Annotated in this window: 17 protein-coding genes; 7 read left to right on the forward strand and 10 right to left on the reverse strand. The window is 68.4% G+C overall.

The annotated features are described in order from the left end of the window. Window positions 1-35: 35 nt before the first annotated feature. The 5 genes from atpD to ACN5KJ_RS13785 all read right to left on the reverse strand — a co-directional run bounded on the left by atpD (window position 36) and on the right by ACN5KJ_RS13785 (window position 5597). Window positions 36-1457 carry a F0F1 ATP synthase subunit beta gene (atpD, locus tag ACN5KJ_RS13765; protein WP_206563086.1) on the reverse strand — a complete coding sequence of 474 codons (1422 nt, stop codon included), beginning with the start codon at window positions 1455-1457 and terminating at the stop codon, window positions 36-38. A 19-nt stretch (window positions 1458-1476) separates the two neighbouring features. Next, entirely contained in the window at window positions 1477-2358 is an 882-nt protein-coding gene (locus tag ACN5KJ_RS13770) for a F0F1 ATP synthase subunit gamma (protein ID WP_206563085.1), read from the reverse strand. Window positions 2359-2370: 12 nt separating this feature from the next. Continuing rightward, complete coding sequence (atpA, locus tag ACN5KJ_RS13775) at window positions 2371-3909, reverse strand: F0F1 ATP synthase subunit alpha (protein WP_418594640.1); 1539 nt, start codon at window positions 3907-3909, stop codon at window positions 2371-2373. Then, entirely contained in the window at window positions 3910-4476 is a 567-nt protein-coding gene (locus tag ACN5KJ_RS13780) for a F0F1 ATP synthase subunit delta (protein ID WP_347167996.1), read from the reverse strand. It lies immediately after the preceding gene. 368 nt (window positions 4477-4844) lie between these two features. Further along, window positions 4845-5597 carry a class I SAM-dependent methyltransferase gene (locus tag ACN5KJ_RS13785; protein ID WP_347166535.1) on the reverse strand — a complete coding sequence of 251 codons (753 nt, stop codon included), beginning with the start codon at window positions 5595-5597 and terminating at the stop codon, window positions 4845-4847. A 62-nt stretch (window positions 5598-5659) separates the two neighbouring features. Here ACN5KJ_RS13785 and gloB point away from each other — a divergent pair, with 62 nt between their 5' ends. Together gloB and clpA are read left to right on the forward strand one after the other, a co-directional pair. Further along, window positions 5660-6421: a hydroxyacylglutathione hydrolase gene (gloB, locus tag ACN5KJ_RS13790; protein WP_347166534.1), complete on the forward strand. Its 762-nt coding sequence runs from the start codon at window positions 5660-5662 to the stop codon at window positions 6419-6421. A gap of 149 nt (window positions 6422-6570) precedes the next feature. Then, window positions 6571-8901, forward strand: a complete 2331-nt coding sequence (gene clpA / locus ACN5KJ_RS13795) for an ATP-dependent Clp protease ATP-binding subunit ClpA (protein WP_418594642.1) — start codon at window positions 6571-6573, stop codon at window positions 8899-8901. A 195-nt stretch (window positions 8902-9096) separates the two neighbouring features. Here clpA and ACN5KJ_RS13800 read toward each other — a convergent pair whose 3' ends face one another. From ACN5KJ_RS13800 to ACN5KJ_RS13810, 3 genes are all read right to left on the reverse strand, one after another. Then, entirely contained in the window at window positions 9097-11916 is a 2820-nt protein-coding gene (locus ACN5KJ_RS13800) for a peptidoglycan -binding protein (protein ID WP_418594643.1), read from the reverse strand. Between the two features lie 3 nt (window positions 11917-11919). Then, entirely contained in the window at window positions 11920-13095 is a 1176-nt protein-coding gene (locus ACN5KJ_RS13805) for a biopolymer transporter ExbB (RefSeq protein ID WP_418594665.1), read from the reverse strand. Window positions 13096-13225: 130 nt separating this feature from the next. Then, window positions 13226-13759 carry a gamma-glutamylcyclotransferase gene (locus tag ACN5KJ_RS13810; protein ID WP_418594645.1) on the reverse strand — a complete coding sequence of 178 codons (534 nt, stop codon included), beginning with the start codon at window positions 13757-13759 and terminating at the stop codon, window positions 13226-13228. A 65-nt stretch (window positions 13760-13824) separates the two neighbouring features. Between ACN5KJ_RS13810 and ACN5KJ_RS13815 the strand changes: the two genes are divergently transcribed. Beyond that, window positions 13825-14793, forward strand: a complete 969-nt coding sequence (locus ACN5KJ_RS13815; protein WP_418594647.1) for a DUF2125 domain-containing protein — start codon at window positions 13825-13827, stop codon at window positions 14791-14793. Between the two features lie 234 nt (window positions 14794-15027). Here the strand turns inward: ACN5KJ_RS13815 and panC are convergent, their stop codons facing one another. Continuing rightward, window positions 15028-15897: a pantoate--beta-alanine ligase gene (gene panC, locus ACN5KJ_RS13820; RefSeq protein ID WP_418594666.1), complete on the reverse strand. Its 870-nt coding sequence runs from the start codon at window positions 15895-15897 to the stop codon at window positions 15028-15030. Then, window positions 15897-16730, reverse strand: a complete 834-nt coding sequence (gene panB, locus ACN5KJ_RS13825) for a 3-methyl-2-oxobutanoate hydroxymethyltransferase (protein ID WP_418594648.1) — start codon at window positions 16728-16730, stop codon at window positions 15897-15899. Before panB ends, panC begins: the two co-directional genes overlap by 1 nt. 148 nt (window positions 16731-16878) lie before the next feature. Here panB and ACN5KJ_RS13830 point away from each other — a divergent pair, with 148 nt between their 5' ends. The 4 genes from ACN5KJ_RS13830 to ACN5KJ_RS13845 all read left to right on the forward strand — a co-directional run bounded on the left by ACN5KJ_RS13830 (window position 16879) and on the right by ACN5KJ_RS13845 (window position 21933). Beyond that, window positions 16879-18348 (forward strand): ABC transporter substrate-binding protein, encoded by a 1470-nt coding sequence (locus tag ACN5KJ_RS13830; protein ID WP_418594649.1) that lies wholly within the window; start codon window positions 16879-16881, stop codon window positions 18346-18348. A 260-nt stretch (window positions 18349-18608) separates the two neighbouring features. Next, complete coding sequence (locus tag ACN5KJ_RS13835) at window positions 18609-19553, forward strand: ABC transporter permease (protein WP_418594650.1); 945 nt, start codon at window positions 18609-18611, stop codon at window positions 19551-19553. After that, window positions 19550-20365: an ABC transporter permease gene (locus ACN5KJ_RS13840; protein WP_347166526.1), complete on the forward strand. Its 816-nt coding sequence runs from the start codon at window positions 19550-19552 to the stop codon at window positions 20363-20365. The genes ACN5KJ_RS13835 and ACN5KJ_RS13840 overlap by 4 nt, the downstream gene beginning before the upstream one ends. Next, the gene (locus ACN5KJ_RS13845; RefSeq protein ID WP_418594651.1) at window positions 20362-21933 is read left to right on the forward strand and encodes an ABC transporter ATP-binding protein; all 1572 of its coding nucleotides are present in this window, start codon (window positions 20362-20364) and stop codon (window positions 21931-21933) included. Before ACN5KJ_RS13840 ends, ACN5KJ_RS13845 begins: the two co-directional genes overlap by 4 nt. The last annotated feature ends 9 nt before the right edge of the window (window positions 21934-21942 follow it).

Below are 21942 nucleotides of genomic sequence, written 5' to 3' on the forward strand. Positions count from 1 at the left end.
CGGGACGGGTCCGTGACCCACCCCGCTGCCCGGGTTTACGCGGCTTCGGCGGCCAGCTTCTCGGCCTTGGCCTTCACTTCCTCGATGCCGCCGACCATGTAGAAGGCCGCCTCGGGGAGGTGGTCGTATTCACCGGCCACAACAGCCTTGAACGACGAGATCGTGTCTTCCAGCGGGACCTGAACGCCGTCCGAGCCGGTGAAGACCTTTGCCACGTCGAAGGGCTGCGACAGGAAGCGCTGGATCTTGCGGGCACGGGCCACGGTCAGCTTGTCCTCTTCGGACAGTTCGTCCATCCCGAGGATGGCGATGATGTCCTGAAGCGACTTGTAGCGCTGCAGGATCCCCTGCACGTCACGCGCCACCTGATAGTGCTCTTCACCGACGATCTGCGGGTCCATGAGACGCGAGGACGAGTCCAGCGGGTCCACGGCCGGGTAGATGCCCAGTTCCGAAATCGCACGCGACAGAACGGTCGTGGCGTCGAGGTGGGCGAAGGTCGTGGCAGGCGCCGGGTCGGTCAGGTCGTCCGCAGGAACGTAGACGGCCTGGATCGAGGTGATCGAGCCGTTCTTCGTCGAGGTGATGCGTTCCTGCATCGCGCCCATGTCGGTGGCCAGCGTCGGCTGGTAGCCCACCGCCGAAGGGATACGGCCCAGAAGTGCGGACACCTCGGAACCGGCCTGCGTGAAGCGGAAGATGTTGTCCACGAAGAACAGAACGTCGGTGCCGGACTGGTCGCGGAACTGTTCGGCCAGCGTCAGGCCGGTCAGGGCGACACGGGCACGCGCACCCGGAGGCTCGTTCATCTGACCGTAAACAAGCGCCACCTGGCTCTCCGCCAGGTTGTCGGGCTTGATGACGTTGGATTCAATCATCTCGTGGTAGAGGTCGTTGCCTTCACGGGTCCGTTCACCAACACCGGCGAACACGGAGAAGCCCGAGTGCACCTTTGCGATGTTGTTGATCAGTTCCATGATGAGAACGGTCTTGCCCACGCCGGCACCGCCGAAGAGGCCGATCTTGCCGCCCTTCGAGTAGGGGGCCAGCAGGTCGACGACCTTGATGCCGGTCACGAGGATCTCGGACTCGGTCGACTGCTCCTGGAAGGCGGGGGCAGGTGCGTGGATCGGGCGGTACTCGTCCGCGCTGATCGGCTCACCCTCGTCCACCGGCTCGCCGATGACGTTGAGAATGCGGCCCAGCGTGGCGTTGCCGACCGGCACCGAGATCGGCGCGCCGGTGTCGACCACTTCCTGACCGCGGACCAGACCTTCGGTCGCGTCCATGGCGATGGTGCGGACGGTGTTCTCGCCGAGGTGCTGAGCGACTTCGAGCACCAGCTTCTTGCCGTTGTTCTCGGTGTTCAGCGCGTTGAGGATTTCCGGCAGGTGGTCGTCGAACTGCACGTCGACCACGGCGCCAATCACCTGGGTGATCTTGCCTTGTGCTGTCATGGGTTTCGTCTCCGGTTCCTTAGAGCGCCTCGGCGCCCGAAATGATTTCGATCAGCTCGTTGGTGATGACGGCCTGACGCGAACGGTTGTACTCGATCGTCAGCTTGTCGATCATGTCGCCGGCGTTGCGGGTCGCGTTGTCCATGGCGGACATCCGCGCGCCCTGCTCGGACGCCGCGTTTTCCAGCAGAGCCGCAAAGATCTGCGTTGCCACTCCGCGCGGCAGCAGGTCCGCGAGGATCGCCTCTTCGTCGGGTTCGTAGTCGTAGAGCGTCGATGCGCCCTCTTCCTCGGAACCGGTCGACTCGTAGGCGGCGGGCACGATCTGCAGGGCCGTCGGGTCCTGGCTGATGACCGAGTTGAACTTGGCGAAGAAGATCGTCGCCACGTCGAACTCACCGGCATCGAAGCGGCCCAGCACGTCGCGCGCGATGTCCTGCGCGTTGTTGTAGCCCAGACGCTTGACCTCGGACAGGTCGACGTGACCCACGAAGAGGTCGCCGTTGTCCCGCTTCAGCTGCTCGCGGCCCTTCTTGCCGACGGTGAGGATCTTCACCGTCTTGCCTTCGCCTTTCAGCTTGGCAATGCGCGCGCGGGCCAGTTTCACGATGTTCGAGTTGAAGCCGCCGCACAGCCCGCGTTCGGCGGTCATGACCACCAGCAGGTGCACGTCGTCCTTGCCGGTCCCCGCCAGAAGGCGGGGCGCCGACGCGCTGTCTCCGACCGAGGCGGCAAGCGACGCCATCACACCGTTGAAGCGTTCCGCGTAGGGGCGGGCCGCTTCGGCCGCATCCTGGGCGCGGCGCAGTTTTGCGGCCGCGACCATCTGCATGGCCTTGGTGATCTTGCGGGTCGACTTGACCGACGCGATCCTGTTTTTCAGGTCCTTGAGGTTGGGCATGTTTCCCCCCTCTTACGCGAAGTTCTTGGCGAATTCGTCGATGGCTGCCTTGAGCTTGTCGGCTGCGTCACCCTTGATCTTGGGATCTTCGTTGGTGATCCAGTCCATGATGTCGGACTTGTTGGTGTGCATGAAGCTCAGCAGTTCGGATTCGAAGCGCTTCACGTCCGACAGCGGCAGCTTGTCGAGGAAGCCGTTGGTGCCCGCGAAGATGACCACGACGATCTCGGCGTTGGTCAGCGGCGAGTACTGCGGCTGCTTCATCAGCTCGGTCAGGCGCGAACCACGGGCCAGCAGGCGCTGGGTGGCGGCGTCGAGGTCCGAACCGAACTGGGCGAAGGCCGCCATCTCGCGGTACTGGGCGAGCGACAGTTTCACCGGACCGGCAACCGAGGACATCGCCTTGGTCTGGGCCGAGGAGCCCACGCGCGAAACCGACAGACCGGTGTTCACGGCGGGGCGGATGCCCTGGTAGAACAGTTCGGTTTCAAGGAAGATCTGGCCGTCGGTGATCGAGATCACGTTGGTCGGAATGAAGGCCGACACGTCGCCGCCCTGCGTTTCGATGATCGGCAGGGCCGTCAGCGAGCCCGCACCGTTGTCCTCGTTCAGCTTGGCCGAACGCTCCAGCAGGCGCGAGTGAAGGTAGAAAACGTCGCCCGGGTAGGCTTCGCGGCCCGGCGGGCGGCGCAGCAGCAGGGACATCTGGCGGTAGGACACGGCCTGCTTGGACAGGTCATCGTAGATGATCAGCGCGTGCTTGCCGTTGTCGCGGAAGTACTCGGCCATGGCGGTCGCGGCGTAGGGCGCCAGGAACTGCATGGGGGCCGGGTCCGAGGCGGTTGCCGCCACGACGATCGAGTATTCGATGGCGCCGGTTTCTTCGAGCTTCTTCACCAGCTGCGCCACGGTCGAGCGCTTCTGGCCGATGGCGACATAGACGCAGAACAGCTTCTTGCTTTCGTCGTCGCCGGCGGCATCGTTGTAGGACTTCTGGTTCAGGATGGTGTCCAGCGCCAGCGCGGTCTTGCCGGTCTGACGGTCACCGATGATCAGCTCGCGCTGGCCGCGGCCAACCGGGATCATGGCGTCGACGGCCTTCAGGCCGGTCGCCATGGGCTCGTGCACGGATTTACGCGGGATGATGCCCGGTGCCTTGACGTCGGCGATGCGGCGCTCTTCGAACTGGATCGGGCCCTTGCCGTCCAGCGGGTTGCCCAGACCGTCGACGACGCGACCCAGCAGGCCGGGGCCCGCGGGAACGTCCACGATCGAGTTCGTGCGCTTGACGGTGTCGCCTTCCTTGATGTCCCGGTCGGAGCCGAAGATCACGATACCGACGTTGTCGGTCTCGAGGTTCAGCGCCATCCCCATGATGCCACCCGGGAACTCGACCATTTCACCCGCCTGGATGTTGTCGAGGCCGTGGACGCGGGCGATGCCGTCACCCACCGAGAGCACGCGACCGATCTCGGCGACTTCGGCTTCCTCGCCGAAGTTCTTGATCTGGTCCTTCAGGATCGCGGAGATTTCCGCTGCTTGGATACCCATTTATCCGACCTCTTTCATTGCATTCTGGAGGGAGTTGAGCTTCGAGCGGATCGAGGTGTCGATCATCTTCGAGCCCACCTTGACGACAAGACCGCCGATGAGGCTTTCATCGACGGTCGTATTGATCTTCACGTCCTTGCCGAACTTGGACTTGATGGTGTCGGCCAGCTGCTGGCGCTGCGCGGCGCTCAGCTCGGTCGCCGAGGTCACCTCCGCGGTCACTTCGCCCTTGGCGTCGGCAATCATGGCGCGCAGGCGCGTCACCATATGCGGCACCACGAAGAGGCGGCGCTTGGATGCCATCAGGCCCAGCGTGTTCCGCAGCACGGTGGTCAGGCCCATCTTCTCCGCGACGGCGGTGATGGCGGCCTGCTGCTCGGCGCGCGAGTAAGCGGGGTTGGCCAGCAGATCGCGCAGCTCGGGGCTGTCGGCGATTGCGGCAGAAAGATCGTCGAGATTGGACTCGAGCGCGGCAAGCTCGTTATTTTCTTTCACGATCTCGAAGACGGCAGTGGCATAGCGTTCGGCTATGCCAGAGGAAATCGATGCTGATTCAGACACGTCCACCCTTCCGATATGCGGCCCCCGTGACGCGGGGCGATGCTGCCGGGCGTCCGAGGGCATGTGCTGACCTTGATTGGTGCCAAGGCTTATGGATCGCGGCGGATGTAGCAGAGCCTCCCGAACCTCGCAACATCTTCAAGAACAAATACCGTTGGCGGTAAACGTCCGATTTTCAGGGGGTTGCGGCGGGTGCGACCATCTGCGCCCAAAGTAAAGGCATGAAAAATGTCACTTTTCCGCAGCTTTCCGCGATTCCCCTGTCCGCGGCGGGCCGAAGGCGGCCCGATTTGCCCCCGGGCGGGTCGATCCGGCCCCTGCACGGGATCGCCCGCGCGGCCCCCGGAACGCCGGTTTTCGCGCCGTTTCGGCGGTCAGACCGGCTTGGCGCGGCCGGCGGTGGGCTTCGGGGTCAGCACGTCCAGCGGGTTCAGGACGCGGGCGGCCCGTCCGACACCGCGCCGCGTCGGCGGATGCTTCTTGGAGGCCAGCACCATCATCACGCCGCCCGCCATGACCGCCGGGATCGCGCGGCCCACCTTCTCCCAGACCGGGCCGGTCTTCATCCAGAACCGCCGGGTAGAGGGCGGCTGGAACAGCACCGAAACCTGCGCTTCGGGCACGAAGTCGTGGCGCTTCAGCTGCGCTTCGAGCTGGCCCAGCGAATAGGGCCTGCCGTAGCCGAAGGGCGTCCAGTCGGCCCGCGCCCACAGGCCGGTGCGGTTGGGCACGACAAAGACCGCCTCGCCGCCCGGACCCAGCACGCGGTAAGCCTCGTCCAGAAGCTCCGAGGGCCGCTCCGAGGTCTCCAGCCCGTGCATCACCACCAGCCGGTCCACATGCCCGGTTTCCAGCGGCCAAAGCGTTTCCTCGCAGAGCACCGACACGTTCGGCAGACCGGCGGGCCAGGACATGACCCCCTGCGGCGCGGGCATCAGCCCGATCACCCGGCGCGATTCCGTCAGGTAGGGGCGCAGCAGCGGCGTGGCAAAACCGTAGCCCACCACCGTGTGCCCCTTTGCCACCGGCCAGAAGGTCTCTAGCTGATCGCGCACGATTTTCTGCGCGGCGCGCCCCAGCGCGCTGCGGTAATAGAAATCGCGCAACACCTGCACATCCAGATGCATTGCTGTCTCCCGGTGGATGCGTCAGTCTGGCCGCATCCTGTCAAAGCCTTGAAGGAAATGCCATGGCCCTCGAGATCGTCACCGTCCCCTGTCTGTCGGACAACTACGCCTATATCGCCAAGGGCCCGGACGGTGTCTGCCTGATCGACGCCCCCGAGGCCGGTCCGATCATCGACGCGCTGGACCGGCGCGGCTGGTCGCTGGGCACGATCCTGATCACCCACCACCACCCCGACCACGTCCAGGGCGTCGAGGAGTTGCGCGCCAGATACGGCTGCAAGGTCATGGGTCCGCGCGCCGAAGAACACAAGCTGCCGCCGCTGGACATGGCGCTGGAGGAAGGCATGAACGGCGGCGAGGGTGTGGGCTACACCGAGCCGCTGCACGTGCCCGGCCATACGCTGGGGCACATGGCCTTCCATTTTCCGCGCGCCAAGGCGGTCTTTACCGCCGACAGCCTGATGGCTTTGGGCTGCGGTCGGCTGTTCGAGGGCACGCCCGAAATGATGTGGGACAGCCTGTCCAAGCTGGCCGCCCTGCCGCCCGAGACCATGGTCTACTCGGGCCACGAATACACCACCTCGAACGCGGCCTTCGCGTTGACCATTGAACCCGGCAACAATGCGCTTATCTCTCGTGCAGAGGCGATCGCGAAGGCCCGCGCCAAGGGCGAGCCAACCGCCCAGGTTCCACTGTCCCTTGAACTTGACACGAACCCCTTCCTGCGCGCCGGTCATCCGGACGTCAAAGCCGCCGTCGGCATGCCCGATGCCAGCGACGTTCAGGTGTTTGCCGAAATCCGGAAAAGGAAGGACAACTTCTGACCAACCTCACGGCAGGTTGCGGTGCTTTGGTGATTTGTGATGTGGGTCATTCCAGAAAAAACTTGAAGACTGGCCCTAATCGACCAAACCTTAACCCTATGAGGCAATGCTGATCCTCAGGGAACAGCGCAGACAAGAGGAGCACTCCCGTGCCGTCATTTTCGAACACTCTTGAGCAGGCCATTCACTCTGCGCTGGCGCTGGCCAACTCGCGCAGCCACGAATTCGCAACGCTGGAACACCTGCTTCTGGCGCTGATCGACGAACCGGACGCCGCCCGGGTGATGAAGGCCTGTTCCGTCGACACCGAAGAGTTGCGCGGCACCCTCGTCGATTTCATCGACGAAGACCTGTCCAACCTCGTGACCGACATCGAAGGGTCAGAGGCGGTGCCCACCGCCGCCTTCCAGCGCGTCATCCAGCGCGCCGCGATCCACGTGCAGTCCTCTGGCCGGACCGAGGTGACGGGCGCCAATGTGCTGGTCGCCATGTTCGCCGAGCGCGAGTCGAACGCCGCCTACTTCCTTCAGGAACAGGACATGACCCGCTACGACGCGGTGAACTTCATCGCCCACGGCGTGGCCAAGAACCCCGCCTATGGCGAGGCGCGCCCGGTGCAGGGCTCGACCGACGCGGAGGAAGACGCGCAACCGGCAGAGGCCGCGGCCCCCGGCAGCGACAAGGAATCGGCCCTGGGCAAGTACTGCGTGGATCTGAACGCGAAGGCGGAGAAGGGCGAGGTCGATCCGTTGATCGGCCGCGCGCTCGAGGTCGAGCGCTGCATCCAGGTGCTGTGCCGCCGCCGCAAGAACAACCCGCTTCTGGTGGGCGACCCGGGCGTCGGCAAGACCGCCATCGCCGAGGGGCTGGCCCGCAAGATCGTCACCGGCGAGGTGCCCGAGGTGCTGTCGCAGACCACGATCTACTCGCTCGACATGGGCGCGCTGCTGGCCGGCACCCGCTACCGCGGCGACTTCGAAGAGCGGCTGAAGGCCGTGGTGACAGAGCTTGAGGAACACCCCGACGCGGTGCTCTTCATCGACGAGATCCACACCGTGATCGGCGCCGGCGCGACCTCTGGCGGCGCCATGGATGCGTCGAACCTGCTGAAGCCCGCGCTTCAGGGCGGCAAGCTGCGCACCATGGGCTCGACCACCTACAAGGAGTTCCGCCAGCACTTCGAGAAGGACCGCGCCCTGTCGCGCCGTTTCCAGAAGATCGACGTGAACGAGCCGACGGTCGAGGACACGATCAAGATCCTCAAGGGCCTGAAGCCCTATTTCGAGGATCACCACGGCGTGAAATACACCGCCGAGGCGGTGAAGACCGCGGTGGAGCTTTCGGCGCGCTACATCAACGACCGCAAGCTGCCGGACAAGGCCATCGACGTCATCGACGAGGCCGGTGCGGCCCAGCATCTGGTTGTCGAAAGCAAGCGCCGCAAGACCATCGGCACCAAGGAGATCGAGGCCGTCGTGGCCAAGATCGCCCGCATTCCGCCGAAGAACGTGTCCAAGGACGACGCAGAGGTGCTGAAGGATCTCGAGGTCACGCTGAAGCGCGTGGTCTTCGGGCAGGATCCGGCGATCACCGCCCTGTCCAGCGCGATCAAGCTGGCCCGCGCCGGTCTGCGCGAGCCCGAGAAGCCCATCGGCAACTACCTGTTTGCGGGTCCGACCGGCGTCGGCAAGACCGAGGTGGCCAAGCAGCTGGCCTCCACCCTGGGGGTTGAACTGCTGCGCTTCGACATGTCCGAGTACATGGAGAAGCACGCCGTCAGCCGCCTGATCGGTGCGCCTCCGGGCTATGTCGGTTTCGACCAGGGCGGCCAGCTGACCGATGGCGTGGACCAGCATCCGCACTGCGTGCTCCTGCTCGACGAGATCGAGAAGGCGCACCCGGACGTGTTCAACATCCTGTTGCAGGTGATGGACCACGGCACGCTGACCGACCACAACGGGCGGTCCGTGGATTTCCGCAACGTGATCCTGATCATGACCTCGAACGCGGGCGCCGCCGACATGGCCAAGGCCGCCATCGGCTTCGGTCGCGACCGCCGCGAGGGCGAGGATACCGCCGCCATCGAGCGGACCTTCACGCCGGAATTCCGCAACCGCCTGGACGCGGTGATCAGCTTCCAGCCGCTGCCCAAGGACACGATCCTGCAGGTGGTCGAGAAGTTCGTGCTGCAACTCGAAGCGCAGCTGATGGATCGCAACGTGACCATCGAGCTGACCAAACCGGCGGCGGAATGGCTGGCGGAACGCGGCTACGACGAGAAGATGGGCGCGCGTCCGCTGGGCCGCGTGATCCAGGAAAACATCAAGAAGCCGCTGGCAGAGGAACTGCTCTTCGGCAAGCTGACCAAGGGCGGCGTCGTCAAGGTCGCCGTCAAGGACGGCGAGCTGGTGCTGAACCTCGAAGGGCCGGACAACCCGCGCCTCAGCTCGAAGAAGCCGCCGCTGCTGACGGCGGACTGATCCCGACCTTTTCAGAAAGGGGCGCCTTCCGGGGCGCCCCTTTTCCTTTGCGGCGACTTCCTTTGCGGCGACCGCTGTCACGCTGCCCGCAGAGGTCCGCGAAAACAGGGGCCCCTGCGCCCTGCCCTGCCGTGCTCACGCCGCCGCCCTGCCCTGCCCGCCGGCAGGCAAGAACCCAGGCCGGTCCGCGTTCTGTCAGCGTTCTGTCAGCTTCAACTCGATCCTGCGGTTCTGGGCGCGGGCCGCAGCACTGCTGCCCTCGGCCACCGGCTGCCACTGGCCAAAGCCGTTCGCCGCCAGCCGACGCGGGTCGATGCGGTAGCTGTCGATCATGTCGCGCACCACCGACAGGGCGCGCGCCTGCGACAGCTCCCAGTTGTCCTGGAAATCGCCACCGGGGCGCAGGGGAAGGTCGTCGGTATGGCCGTCCACCCGGATCACCCAGTCAATGCCCTCGGGGATGTCAGAGGCGATGGCACGCAGGATATTCGCCACCTTGGCAATCTCGCGCCGCCCCGCCGCGGACAGGTCGGCAGAGCCCTGCTCAAACAGCACCTCGGAGGAGAACACGAAGCGGTCGCCCTGGATCTGCAGGCCCTCGCGGTCGCCCACCACCTCGCGCAGCCGCCCGAAGAACTCCGAGCGATAGCGTTCGAGGTCGCGCTTTTCCTCTTCCAGCCGCCGGGCACGTTCCTCTTCCAGCTGGCGGCGGCGGCGCTCTTCCTGTGCGACGCGGGCAATGGCCGCGTTCAGTTCCGACCCGAGGTTCTCCAGCCGCACCTTGGCCGCCGCGTCGCGGGCCTGCGCATCGTCCAGAAGCGCCTGCAACTGGCCAAGCTGGCGGCGCAGTTCCGACACGTTCTGGTTCAGCGCCTCGACCTGCAACTCCGCCTTGGTCGCGCGTTCGGAGGATTGCGCCAGCTTCTCGCGCGCCTCTGCCAGCAACACCTGCCGCGCCTCGGCGCGCTCCAGCCGGTCTTCGGCGGCGACCTCTGCCGCCTTCTGCGCGGCCAGCGCGGCGGTCAGGTCGTCGCGCACGGTCTGGGCATCGGTTTCGGCGGCCAGCCGCGCCGCAAGGGCCGAGGCAAGCTGTTCCTCCAATGACCGGCTGTCGTCGGCATTGGCGCTGGCGCGGGCCTCGGCCTCGGCCAGGCGCTGGCGCAGGTCGGCCACCAGCCCGTCGCGCCGCGCGTCGCGATCGCGCAGGCCGTCGACCTCTTCCTGCAGCTCGGCCAGCCGCATGCGCGAGGCCTCCAGCGCGGACTTCACCGCCTCCTGTTCCGCCTCGGCGCCCCCCATGCGGGCAAGATCGGCCGACAGCGCGTCGTTCTGCGCCTGCAGCCGTTCGATCCGCGCGCCGCGATCCTCGGCCCGCTTCTGCGTGGCGTCGAGCTGCGCGCGCAGACGGGCCGCCTCGCCGCGCAGCGCCTCTATGCGGTCGCTTTGCGCACCCTCGCGGTCGTCACCCGCGGAAAGCTGCGCGCTCAGCCCCGCGATCCGGTCCTGCGCGGTCTCGGCCTCGGCGCGGGCATCGGCCAGCGCGCCGCGCACCACGCCCAACTGGCTGTCCAGCCGGTCGCGCTCTGCCCTCAGGTCGTCCAGCAGGGTGGCGCGGTCAGCGGCCTGTCCCTCGGCGTTCGACAGGCGGGTGACAAGCGCCGCGTTGCGGGCGCGCAAGGCCTCCAGTTCGGTCTCCAGCGCCTCTGCCTCGGCGATCCGCGCCAGGGCCTGCGCCAGTTGCGCCGAAAGGTCGGTCAGCCGGGTTTCGCGTGCCTCCGCATCGGTGCGCAGGGCGGCCAGATCGCGCTCTGACGCCGCGCGCGCGCGGGTCTCGGCGGCAAGCTCGGCCTCGACGGCGCGCTGTCCGGCGCGGGCCGCTTCCAGTTCCGAGCGCAGGTCCGACATCCGCTCATCCGCCACCGCCCCTTCGGAGCGGGCATCGGCCAGTGTGGCCTCCAGCGTGATGATCCGGGCGGTCGCCCCGTCCAGTTGCGTCTGAAGATCCTGCGCCTCGGCCTCGCCCTCCTCCAGCGTATCCGCCAGCCGGGCATTGGCCTCGGCCTCGGCACGGCGGGCCTGGGCCAGCTCTGCCTCCAGCGCGTCGATGCGCGATTGCAGGGCGGTGCCCTCCTGCTGGCCCGCCAGAAGCGCGGCGGCCAGCTGCGCGTTCAGGTCGTCCTCGGCCTCGCGGGCGGCGGCCAGCAGGGTCAGCGTCTCTTCCGCCCGCGCCCGCTCTTCCTCCAGCGCCATGGTCATGGCGGTCAGTTCGGCATTCGCGTCCTGAAGCCTTGCGCGCAGGGCCTTGGCGGCCTCGGCCTCGGCCAGCCGCTGCGCTTCCTCCTCGGTCAGGTCGGCCTGAAGGTCATCGACCTCTGCACTCAACGCCCCGATGCGGGCCTCGCGGTCGGCGTTCCGGGCGCGCAGGTCGGCAACCAGCGCATCCAGCGCCTTGCGGCGCGCGGCGGCAAGGGCCGCGGCCTCTTCCTGCGCGTCGATTTCCCCCTGTGCCTGCGCCAACGCGGCATTCAGCGAGTCGCGCTCGGCGGCCAGCGCATCGTGGGCGGCGGCGGCATCGGCAAGGTCGGCCTGCGCGCTGTCGCGTTCCACCAGCAGGGCCGCCACGCGGGCCTCGAAGTCGTCGATCCGCGCCGAGGCCGCATCCAGTTCCGCCGCCTGCCGGTCGCGCGTCGCGGTCAGCGCGGCGATCAGGCTTTCGGCCTCGGTCAGCCGCGTGTCGCGGTCGTCCAGCGTCGATTGCAGGCTGCCCAGTTCCGAGTTCAGCGCGGTATTGCGCCGTTCCTGCACGCCCAGCGCCTCTGCCAGAGCGGCCAGCTCGTCCGACAGGGAATTCAGCTCGGTTTCCTGCCCCGAGATCGTCTCGTTCAGGACGAACTGGATCACCATGAAGATCGACAGCACGAAGGTCAGGACCAGCAGCAGCCCCGTCATCGCATCGACGAAGCCCGGCCAGATATTGGCCTGAAAGCGCGCGCCGGTGCGTCGGGACAGGGCCATGGCCTACCCCTCTCCGCGGGGACGCGTGTTCCGGGTGACCCCCAGCGCGCGCGTCAGCGCCGCGATGTCGGTGCGCAGTTCGGCCATGCTTTCCTGCCGGCCGGCGCTGATTTCCTCGAGGATGCGCAGCATCTGCACATCGATGGACCGCAGGCGCATGCGGCTTTCCGCATCCAGCCCCTCGGTCGATTCCTTCTCGCGGATGGCATCGGCAAGGTTTTCCTGCCCGTCCGCGATCCGCGCCAGAGAGGCGGCAGAGGGCGCGGTCGCCTCGATCCGCTCGGTCAGGCGCTCGACGCTGTCGGCCAGCTGGGCAAGCCGTTCGTCAACCTCGGCCCGGCCCTGCTGGCTTTCGACGAACAGCGATTGCAGGCGTTCCATCTGCTCGGCCATCTGGTCCAGCACGATGCCCGCCGCGCCAAGATCCGGCCCCTCGGTGTCGGACGAAAAGCCCAGCTTGGTGATCGAGGACAGCCATTCCTCCAGCTCGCGGTAAAACCGGTTCTGGCCGTGACCGGCGAACAGCTCCAGAAGGCCCACGACCAGCGAACAGGCAAGGCCCAGCAGCGACGAGGCGAAGGCCACGCCCATGCCGCCAAGCTGGCTTTCCAGCCCGGTCATCAGGCGCCCGAAGACCGCGACGCCGCTTTCGCCCTCTGACGGCGCCAGCGACTGGATGGTTTCGACCAGCGCGGGGACGGTGGTCGCCAGCCCGTAGAAGGTGCCCAGAAGGCCAAGGAAGATCAGCAGCGAGACGATGTAGCGCGTGACGTCGCGCGCCTCGTCGATGCGGGTGGCGACGGAATCGAGGATCGATCGGGTCGAGGTGGTGTTGATCTGCATCCGCTTGTCGCGGCGCCGCCCCAGCAGGGCGGCCAGCGGCGCCAGCATGGTCGGCGCCTCGGCCCGCACGCCCTGATCGCCCTTGGCGGTGAAGCGCTCGATCCAGCGGACCGAATGGATCAGCTGCACGACCTGCCAGAAGCAGGCCAGCACACCCAGGGCGAAGACGAAGAGGATGAAGCCGTTCAGGTAGGGGTTCGCTTCAAAGACCGGCAGCACGCTGGGCAGGGCAAGGAAGGCGCCAAGACCCGACAGCCCGATCACGGCCAGCATCAGGACGACCTGGCGCACGGGTTGGCTGAAATGCGGCGCGGCCTCGCGGTCGGGCAGGTCCATCGCGTCCCTAGTCCTGTGGTTTCGCTGTCTCATCCCTACGGGTTTGGCACCGCAGAGCCAAGGCGTTATGCGGATCTCCGCCCCGCCAGCGGGCAGATGCCGCGAATTTGATACAGCCCCCGCGCGGCGCTCAGCCCGGGGCGGTCAGGGCGCGCACCTCACGCACCAGCCAGCGCAGGTCGGCATCCGGCACGCCCATCTCTTCGAGGTGCTGCGCGGTGTTGTAGAGGTATTCGGTATTCGGCCCGCGCCCGCCGTGGGCGCGCGCGATCAGCCGCGCCTGTTCCTCCAGCGGCAGATCGCAATATTGCACGTGATGCGGGTCGATCACATAGGCCACCGCCTCGACCCGCCGCCGGTCGTTCAGCGCCAGCGGCACGGTTTGCTCCAGATAGGCAGAAGAAACCAGTTCGCGGTCGCGCAGGTAGGCCAGCGCCTCGGCCTCGGTTCCGGCTTCGGCGCGCAGGGCAAGGCCGTCGCAATGCTCGCCCTCGTGCGGGTCAAGCGCCAGCACCAGGCCCGGCTGGGCCTCCGTGCCCCGGTGGTGGATCGAGTACATGCAGAAACTGCGGCGAAAGCCGTGCAGCCGCGCGGGCACGGCCTCGGCCACGGCAAAGCCGGGGTTCCACAAGAGAGAGGCGTATCCGAACACCCAAAGCGTCATGGCTGGTCCTTTCCGGGTGCCGCCTGTAAACACCAGACCGTGCGGCAGCGAAAGGGGCGCAGGGCATGAAACGGCTGATCGGCGCTTGTCTTCTGGCGGCCCTGGGCTGGGCGGGCTTCTGGTTCTGGCAGGCCTCGGCGATCCGCGCCGACCTGCGCGGCTGGTTCGAGGCGCGCGCCGAAGAAGGCTGGCAGGCGGACTACGCCGCGATCCGCGTGCGCGGCTTTCCCAGCCGCCTCGACGTGACCATCGAGGAACCGCGCCTGGGCAACCCCGAAACCGGCTTCGGCTGGCAGGCGCCCTTCCTGCAGATCCTCGGGCTGACCTATCAGCCCGGCCACCACATCCTGGCCTTTGCCGACGAACAGCGCTGGCAGACGCCCGACGGCCCCGTGACGGTGACCTCCCAGGGCCTGCGCGCCTCGGTGATCCACGATCCCGCCGACGGGGCGCTGCTGCGCAGCAATGCCGAGGCCGAGGTGCTGAACATCGCCGGGCCAGAGACGGCACTCGCGCTGGCCGGGCTGACCGCCGGCCTGCACCGGGCCGAAAGCCCGACGGACCAGCGCCTCGCCATCCAGGTGGAAAGCGTCGCAGGCCGCGACGGCCCGCTCACCGACGGCAGGCTCGAGGCGGTCGCGATTCAGGCCCTGCTGAGCTTCGCAGAGCCGCTGCGGCTGGCCGACCTCGCCGGGCCTGCGCCGATGCCGCGCGCGATCGACCTCGCCCGGGCCGAATACCGGGTCGAGGGGCTCGAACTGCACGCCGCCGGACACGTCACCGTGGACGATGCGGGCCGCCTCGACGGCACCATGACGCTGCGCGCGGTGAACTGGCGCAGCCTCATCGACCGCGCCCGCGCGGCGGGGATGCTGCCCGACAGCTTCACCGATGCCGTCGAGGACGCCCTGTCCCTCGCCGCAGGCCTGTCCGGGCGCCCCGACACGCTCGACATTCCGCTGACCATCGACCGGGGCCAGATGCGCTTCGGCATGATCCCCCTCGGCCCCGCCCCGCGCCTGCGCCGGGACTGACCCGAGACGCGCCCGCCACCGCAGGTGCGCACCGGTCCATGCCCGGTGTCCCGGGCCCCGGCAACAGACCACCCCCGGCTTCTTTGGTCCGAAAATACCCTTGGGGGGCGAGCGCAGCGAGCGGGGCAAAGCCCCCCTGTCATGCAAGGCATGACAAACAAGACAAGGGGTTAGGGGGGTCCGGGGGGCAAGGCCCCCCGGCCGGGCGCCCCGCTGCAGGCGGGGCGAAACCGCTCAGACCGCGATATTGTCGATCAGGCGCACCCCCGCCAGCCAGGCCGCGGCCAGCAGCCGCGCCTCGCGCCCGGGCCTCTCCAGCACCGACAGGTCGTCGCAGGCCCGCAGGTCGATGTAATCGACTTCGGTGAAGCCCGCCGCCAGCATCCGCGCCCGGGCAGCCTCTGCCAGCGCCGGAGCCTTGCCTCCGGCGCGCAGCCCCTCGGCCATTTCCTGCAGGGCGGCGTGCAACGCCGGGGCCCTGGCGCGCGCACGATCCGACAGCAGCAGGTTGCGCGAGGACATGGCCAGGCCGTCCTCTTCCCGCATTGTCGGACAGCCCAGCACCTCGACCTCCAGATCCAGATCGCGGACCATCCGGCGGATCACCTGCAACTGCTGGAAATCCTTCTCACCGAAGAAGGCCCGGTCCGCCCGGGTCTGGGTGAAGAGCTTCGTCACCACCGTGGCCACCCCGTCGAAATGCCCGGGCCGGTGCGCGCCGCACAGGACATCGGTCAGCCCCGCCACGGAGACCGTGGTGCAGAAGCCCTGCGGGTAGATCTCGGACACCGGCGGCGCATAGATCGCATCGACCCGGCAGCGCGCCAGCGTCTCGGCGTCCCGCTCTTCGGTGCGCGGATAGTTTTCGAGGTCCGTGGGGCTGTTGAACTGCGCCGGGTTCACGAAGATCGTCACCACCACGCGGTCGCAGCTGGCCTCTGCTGCGCGGACAAGGCTCAGATGCCCCTCGTGCAGGGCGCCCATGGTCGGCACCAGGCCCACGACCTCTCCGGCGGCCTGCCAGCGGCCCACCGCCTCGCGCAGGGCCGCCTTCGACCGCAGCACCGGGGGCCGCGCCTGCCCGACGATCCTTGCCCCTGCCATCATGCCCCGCCCTCCGGCGCCTTGTCCGAGAACACATGCTCTGCCGCCGGGAACTCGCGCGCCCGCACCGCCGCCGCGTACTCGGCAATCGCCGCCTCGGCCTGCTCGCCCAGCGTGGCGAAGCGTTTCACGAACTTGGCCTTGAAGGCGGTGAACAGCCCCAGCATGTCGTCAACCACGAGGATCTGCCCGTCACAGCCCGCCGAGGCGCCGATGCCGATGGTCGGGATCGCCACCTCTGCGGTGATGCGGTCGGCCAGCCGCTCGGGCACCTTCTCCAGCACCAGGGCAAAGGCGCCGGCCTGCGCCACCGCGCGGGCATCGGCCATCATCTGCGCGGCATCCTCGCCGCGCCCCTGCACCCTGTAGCCGCCCAGCGTGTGGATCGCCTGCGGCGTCAGGCCGATATGCGCCATGACCGGCACGCCGCGCTGGGTCAGAAAGCCGATGGTCTCGGCCATCTGCATCCCGCCTTCCAGCTTCACCGCGCCCGCCCCGGTCTCGCGCATCAGCCGCGCGGCGTTGCGAAAGGCCTGCTGGGGGCTTTCCTCGTAGGCGCCGAAGGGCAGGTCGACGACCATCATCGCCCGGCTCAGGCCGCGCCGCACCGCCTGCCCGTGCAGGATCATCATCTCCATCGTCACGTCCAGCGTCGAGGTCAGCCCGTGCAGCACCATGCCGACGCTGTCGCCGACCAGCACGAAATCCACATGGGCATCCATGAACTGTGCCATCGGCGTCGTATAGGCCGTCAGGCTGACGAGGGGCGCGCCCCCCTTGCGGGCCCGGATATCCATGGGCATCGGGGCCGTCTTCCTTGCCGTCGCACTCATTGCCGCCTCCTCCGCGCAATAATGTTGCGCGGAAATAGCAGATGCTGCGGCGCGGCGCCAGTGGCCGATTGTGGCCGCCCCGCCACGGCACCTTGAAGCGGCCCGGGAAACCGGCGACAGTCGGGCGGACCGCAACAGGAGTTCCGCCATGCCCCTCCGTGCCGCCCTTGCCTCTCTGGCGCTTGCCGCCACCGCAGCCAGTGCCCAGCAGACCGACCTGACCATCGCCCTGCAACTGGAGCCGCCGCATCTCGACCCGACCTCCGCCGCCGCGGGCGCCATCGATTCGGTGCTTTATGCCAATGTCTTCGAGGGGCTGACCCGTTTCACCGAAACCGGCGAGGTGGTGCCCGCGCTGGCCAAGAGCTGGGAGATTTCCGAGGACGGGCTGACCTATACCTTCACCCTGCAAGAGGGCGTGACCTTCCACGACGGCACCGAATTCGACGCCGAGGACGTGGTCTTCACCCTCGACCGCGCGCGCGCCGAGGACAGCACCAACGCGCAGAAGGCGCTGTACGAGGGGATCGACAGCGTCACCGCCACCGGCCCCGACACCGTGGCCATCGCGCTGCGCGAGCCCGACGGCGCGCTGCTGTTCAACCTCGCATGGGGCGACGCGGTGATCGTCGCGCCCGAAAGCATCGACGGCATCAAGCAGACGCCCGTGGGCACCGGCCCCTTCCTGTTCCGCGACTGGGTGCAGGGCGACAGCATCACGCTGGTCGCATACGAGGGCTACTGGGGCGAGAAACCGGCCCTGTCAGAGGCGACCTTCAAGTTCATCTCGGACCCCACGGCGGCTTTCGCCGCGATGATGGCGCAGGACATCGACGCCTTCGCGGGCTTCCCCGCCCCCGAGAACATCCCGCAATTTCAGGCGGATCCGCGCTTTCAGGTGCTGCTGGGTTCGACCGAGGGCGAGACCATCCTTGCCATGAACAACGCCAAGGCGCCGCTGGATGACCCCAAGGTGCGCGCGGCCATTTCCCATGCCATCGACCGGCAGGCGATCATCGACGGCGCCATGTTCGGCCTTGGCACGCCCATCGGCACGCATTTCGCCCCGCACAACCCGGATTACGTCGACCTGACGGCAGGCTCCGCCTACGACCCGGAAGAGGCAAAGCGCCTTCTGGCCGAGGCCGGGATCGCCGAGGGGCTGACCCTGACGCTGAAACTGCCGCCGCCCTCCTACGCGCGCCGGGGCGGAGAGATCATTGCCGCGCAGCTGCGGCAGGTCGGGATCGAGACGCAGATCACCAATGTCGAATGGGCGCAGTGGCTGGAAGAGGTGTTTCGCGGCAAGGACTTCGACCTGACCATCGTCAGCCATACGGAGCCGATGGACATCAACATCTACGCCCGCGAGGATTATTACTTCTCCTACGCCCGCCCCGAGTTCCGGCAGCTCATGGCCGATCTGACCGCCACGGCCGCCCCGGACGAACGCTCTGCCCTGCTGAAGCAGGCGCAGGAGATGATCGCAGAGGACCACGTCAACGCCTACCTCTTCCAGCTGTCCTTCCCGACGGTGGCGGACGCGCGGCTTCAGGGCCTCTGGCAGAACCAGCCGACGCAGGCGACCGACCTGACCGGGGTCAGCTGGGCCGAGTGATCGGCCCGGACGCTCCGGCGCATCGATCCCTGCGGCGCCCTGCCGGGGCGGGGCGCCTCGCCCCCGCCTCTCGCACCGCGACGGCGGCAAGGGCGCGCAGGCCCGACAGCCGCCCGATCCTGGCAGCGTGACGGCCCGCAGGGCGGGCCTGCGGCCCACCGCCCGCCGTGGACCCGCAGCGACCGGCCCCGCGCCAGCCATGCGTGACATCGCCGCGCGGCTGTGGTTCAAGCGGCATCGGAACGCCTGAACGGGACGCCATGCTGACCTACCTGACCCGCCGTCTTGTCTCGCTGATCCTCAGCCTTGCGGTCGCCTCGGTGGTCATCTTCCTCGCCATCGAGGTCGTGCCGGGCGATCCCGCCGCCTACATGCTGGGCATGAACGCGCAGCCCGACACGGTCGCCGCGCTGCGGGCCGAGCTGGGGCTCGATCAGGGGCGGCTGGCGCGCTACGCCACATGGGTCACGGGCATGCTGGGCGGAGACTTCGGCACCTCCTACACCTACCGCACGCCGGTCGCCGGGATGATCGCGGACCGGCTCTGGGTCTCGCTGCCGCTGACGCTTTATGCGCTGGCGCTGGCGGTTCTGATGGCGCTGCCCGCGGGCATCCTTGCCGCCGCGCGCCGGGGGCGGGGCGCCGACATGGGCGTGCTCGCCGCCACGCAGGTCGGCATCGCGGTGCCCAACTTCTGGTTCGCCATGCTGCTGGTGCTGGGCTTCGCCATCACCTGGCGGCTGTTCCCCTCGGGCGGTTTCCCGGGCTGGGACGATCCCCTGCAGGCGCTGCGCGCCCTGACCCTGCCCGCCGTGGCGCTGGCGCTACCGCAGGCGGCAATCCTGACCCGCGTCCTGCGCTCCTCGCTGATCGACACGCTGGGCGAGGATTACATCCGCACCGCCCGCGCCAAGGGGCTGTCGCCCTTTCAGGCTCTGTGGCGGCACGGGCTGCGCAATGCCCTGATCCCGGTGCTGACGCTGATCGGCCTGCAATTCTCGTTCCTGCTGGCGGGGGCCATCATCATCGAACAGGTCTTCTACCTGCCCGGCCTCGGGCGGCTGATCTTTCAGGCCATCGGCCAGCGCGACCTGATCGTGGTGGAAAGCACCGTGATGCTGCTGGTCTTCGCGGTCATCGCCGTGACCTTCCTGACCGACCTCGCCTATGCGGTGGCCGATCCCCGGCTGAGGCGGCGGCGATGAACCGCCCGCTGATCCTTGGCGCCGCGATCACCGCGGTCTTTCTTGCCGCCGCGGCGTTGTCCTTCGTCTGGACGCCCGGAGACGTCACGACCATGGCGATCCCCGACCGGCTTCTGCCGCCCTCGGGCACGCATTGGCTGGGCACGGACCATTTCGGGCGGGACATCCTGTCGATGCTGATGGTCGGCGCGCGGACCACCATCGCCGTGGCGCTGGTGGCGGTGGGCATCGGCATGGGCCTCGGCGTGCCCTTGGGCCTGACGGCGGCAGCCCATGCCGGCGGCTGGCTGGACGAGGTGATCTCGCGCTCGGCAGATCTGGTCTTTGCCTTCCCCAGCCTCGTGATCGCGATCCTGATCACCGCCACCTTCGGCCCCGGCGCCGTCAACGCGATCATCGCCATCGGCATCTTCAACGTGCCGGTCTTTGCCCGGCTGACGCGCGGCGCCGCCATGGGGCTTTGGCAGCGCGACTTCGTCAAGGCGGCGCGGCTCTCGGGCAAGCGCGGCGCGCGCATCGGGGCGGAGCACATCCTGCCCAACCTGATGAACCTGCTGATCGTGCAGGGCACCATCCAGTTCTCGCTGGGCATTCTGGCCGAAGCGGGGCTGTCCTACGTCGGCCTTGGCGCGCAGCCGCCGGTGCCCAGCTGGGGGCGGATGCTGGCGGATGCGCAGACGCTGGTCTCGCTGGCGCCGCATGTGGCGGTGGTGCCGGGGCTGACGATCATGGCCATGGTGCTGGGGCTGAACCTCTTGGGCGACGGGTTGCGCGACGCGCTGGACCCCCGAATGCGGGCGCTGCGGGCATGACGCTGTTGCAGGTGCAGGGCCTGTCGGTGCGCTTTGGCGGCACGGCGGCGGTCGACGGGGTGAACCTGACGCTGGCCGAGGGCGAGACGCTGGCGCTGACCGGCGAATCCGGGTCCGGCAAGAGCCTGACGGCGCTGGCGGTCATGGGCCTGCTGCCGCCGGTAGCAGAGGCCGGGGGCGCGGTGCTGTTCCGGGGCCGCGATCTGCGCGGCCTGCCGGACCGGCACATGCGCGCCCTGCGCGGGTCGGAGATCGGGCTGGTCTTTCAGGAGCCGATGAGCGCGCTGAACCCGGTGCAGACCATCGGCGACCAGATCGAAGAGGTGCTGCGCCTGCCCCGCCCCGGCCATGTGCCGCCCCGGCGCGCCGAGGCCCGGGCCCGGGTGCGCGCCCTGCTCGACCGCGTCGGCCTGTCGGTGCCGCCCTCGCGCTATCCGCACGAGCTGTCGGGCGGTCAGCGGCAGCGCGTCGTCATCGCCATGGCGGTGGCCAACCGCCCGCGCCTGCTGATCGCCGACGAGCCGACCACGGCCCTGGACGTCACCACGCAGGCGCAGATCCTCGACCTGCTGAAGTCGCTGACCCGCTCCGAGGGCATGGCGCTTCTGATGATCACCCACGATCTTGCCGTCGTGGCCGGAATGGCCAACCGCATCGCCGTCATGCAGGCCGGGCGCGTGGTCGAACAGGGACCGGCCGCCACGCTTCTGGCCGCGCCGCGCCATCCCTACACGCAGGCCCTTCTGGCGGCCTCGACCCATACGGCCACGCTGCCGCCGCCGCGCCCCGGGGCGCCCTTCCTGCGGCTGGACCGGGTATCCTGCCACTACCGGCTGCCGCGCCCGCACCCGCTGGCCCGCGCCCCGGTGTTCGAGGCGGTCCGTTCGGTCTCGCTGACGCTGCATGCGGGCGAGCGGGTCGGTCTGGTGGGCGAATCCGGTTGCGGCAAGTCCACCCTCGCCCGCGCCATACTGGGGCTGGAGCCGACGGCAGAGGGCCGGATCGCGCTGGCGGATGGCGATCCGCATCGGCACCGGCGCATTCAGGCGGTGTTTCAGGACCCCTACGGCTCTTTCAACCCGCGCCACCGGGTCGCGCGGCTGCTGGGCGAGCCCTTTCACCTGCGCCGCACCCCGCCCCGGGGCGAGGCCCGGCATCAGGCGCTGGCCGAGGCGCTGACGGCCGTGGGCCTGTCGCCGGATATGCTGGGCCGCCACATCCATGCCTTCTCGGGCGGGCAGCGGCAGCGCCTTGCCATCGCCCGCGCGCTGATGATCCGCCCCGAGATGATCGTCTTCGACGAGGCGGTCTCGGCGCTGGACGTGCGGGTGCGGGCGCAGATCCTCGACCTGCTGGCGGCGCTGGCCGGGACAACCGGACTGGGCTGGCTGTTCATCAGCCACGACCTATCGGTGGTGCGCGCCATCTGCGACCGGGTGCTGGTGATGCGGGCCGGACAGATCGTCGAGGACGGCCCGGCAGAGCAGGTCTTTTCCGACCCGCAGCACCCCTACACCCGCGCCCTTCTGGCCGCCACGCCGCGCCTGCCGGGACGCCGGGCGGGCTGATCGTCTGCA

It is taken from the genome of Ponticoccus sp. (in: a-proteobacteria), from assembly GCF_048381735.1.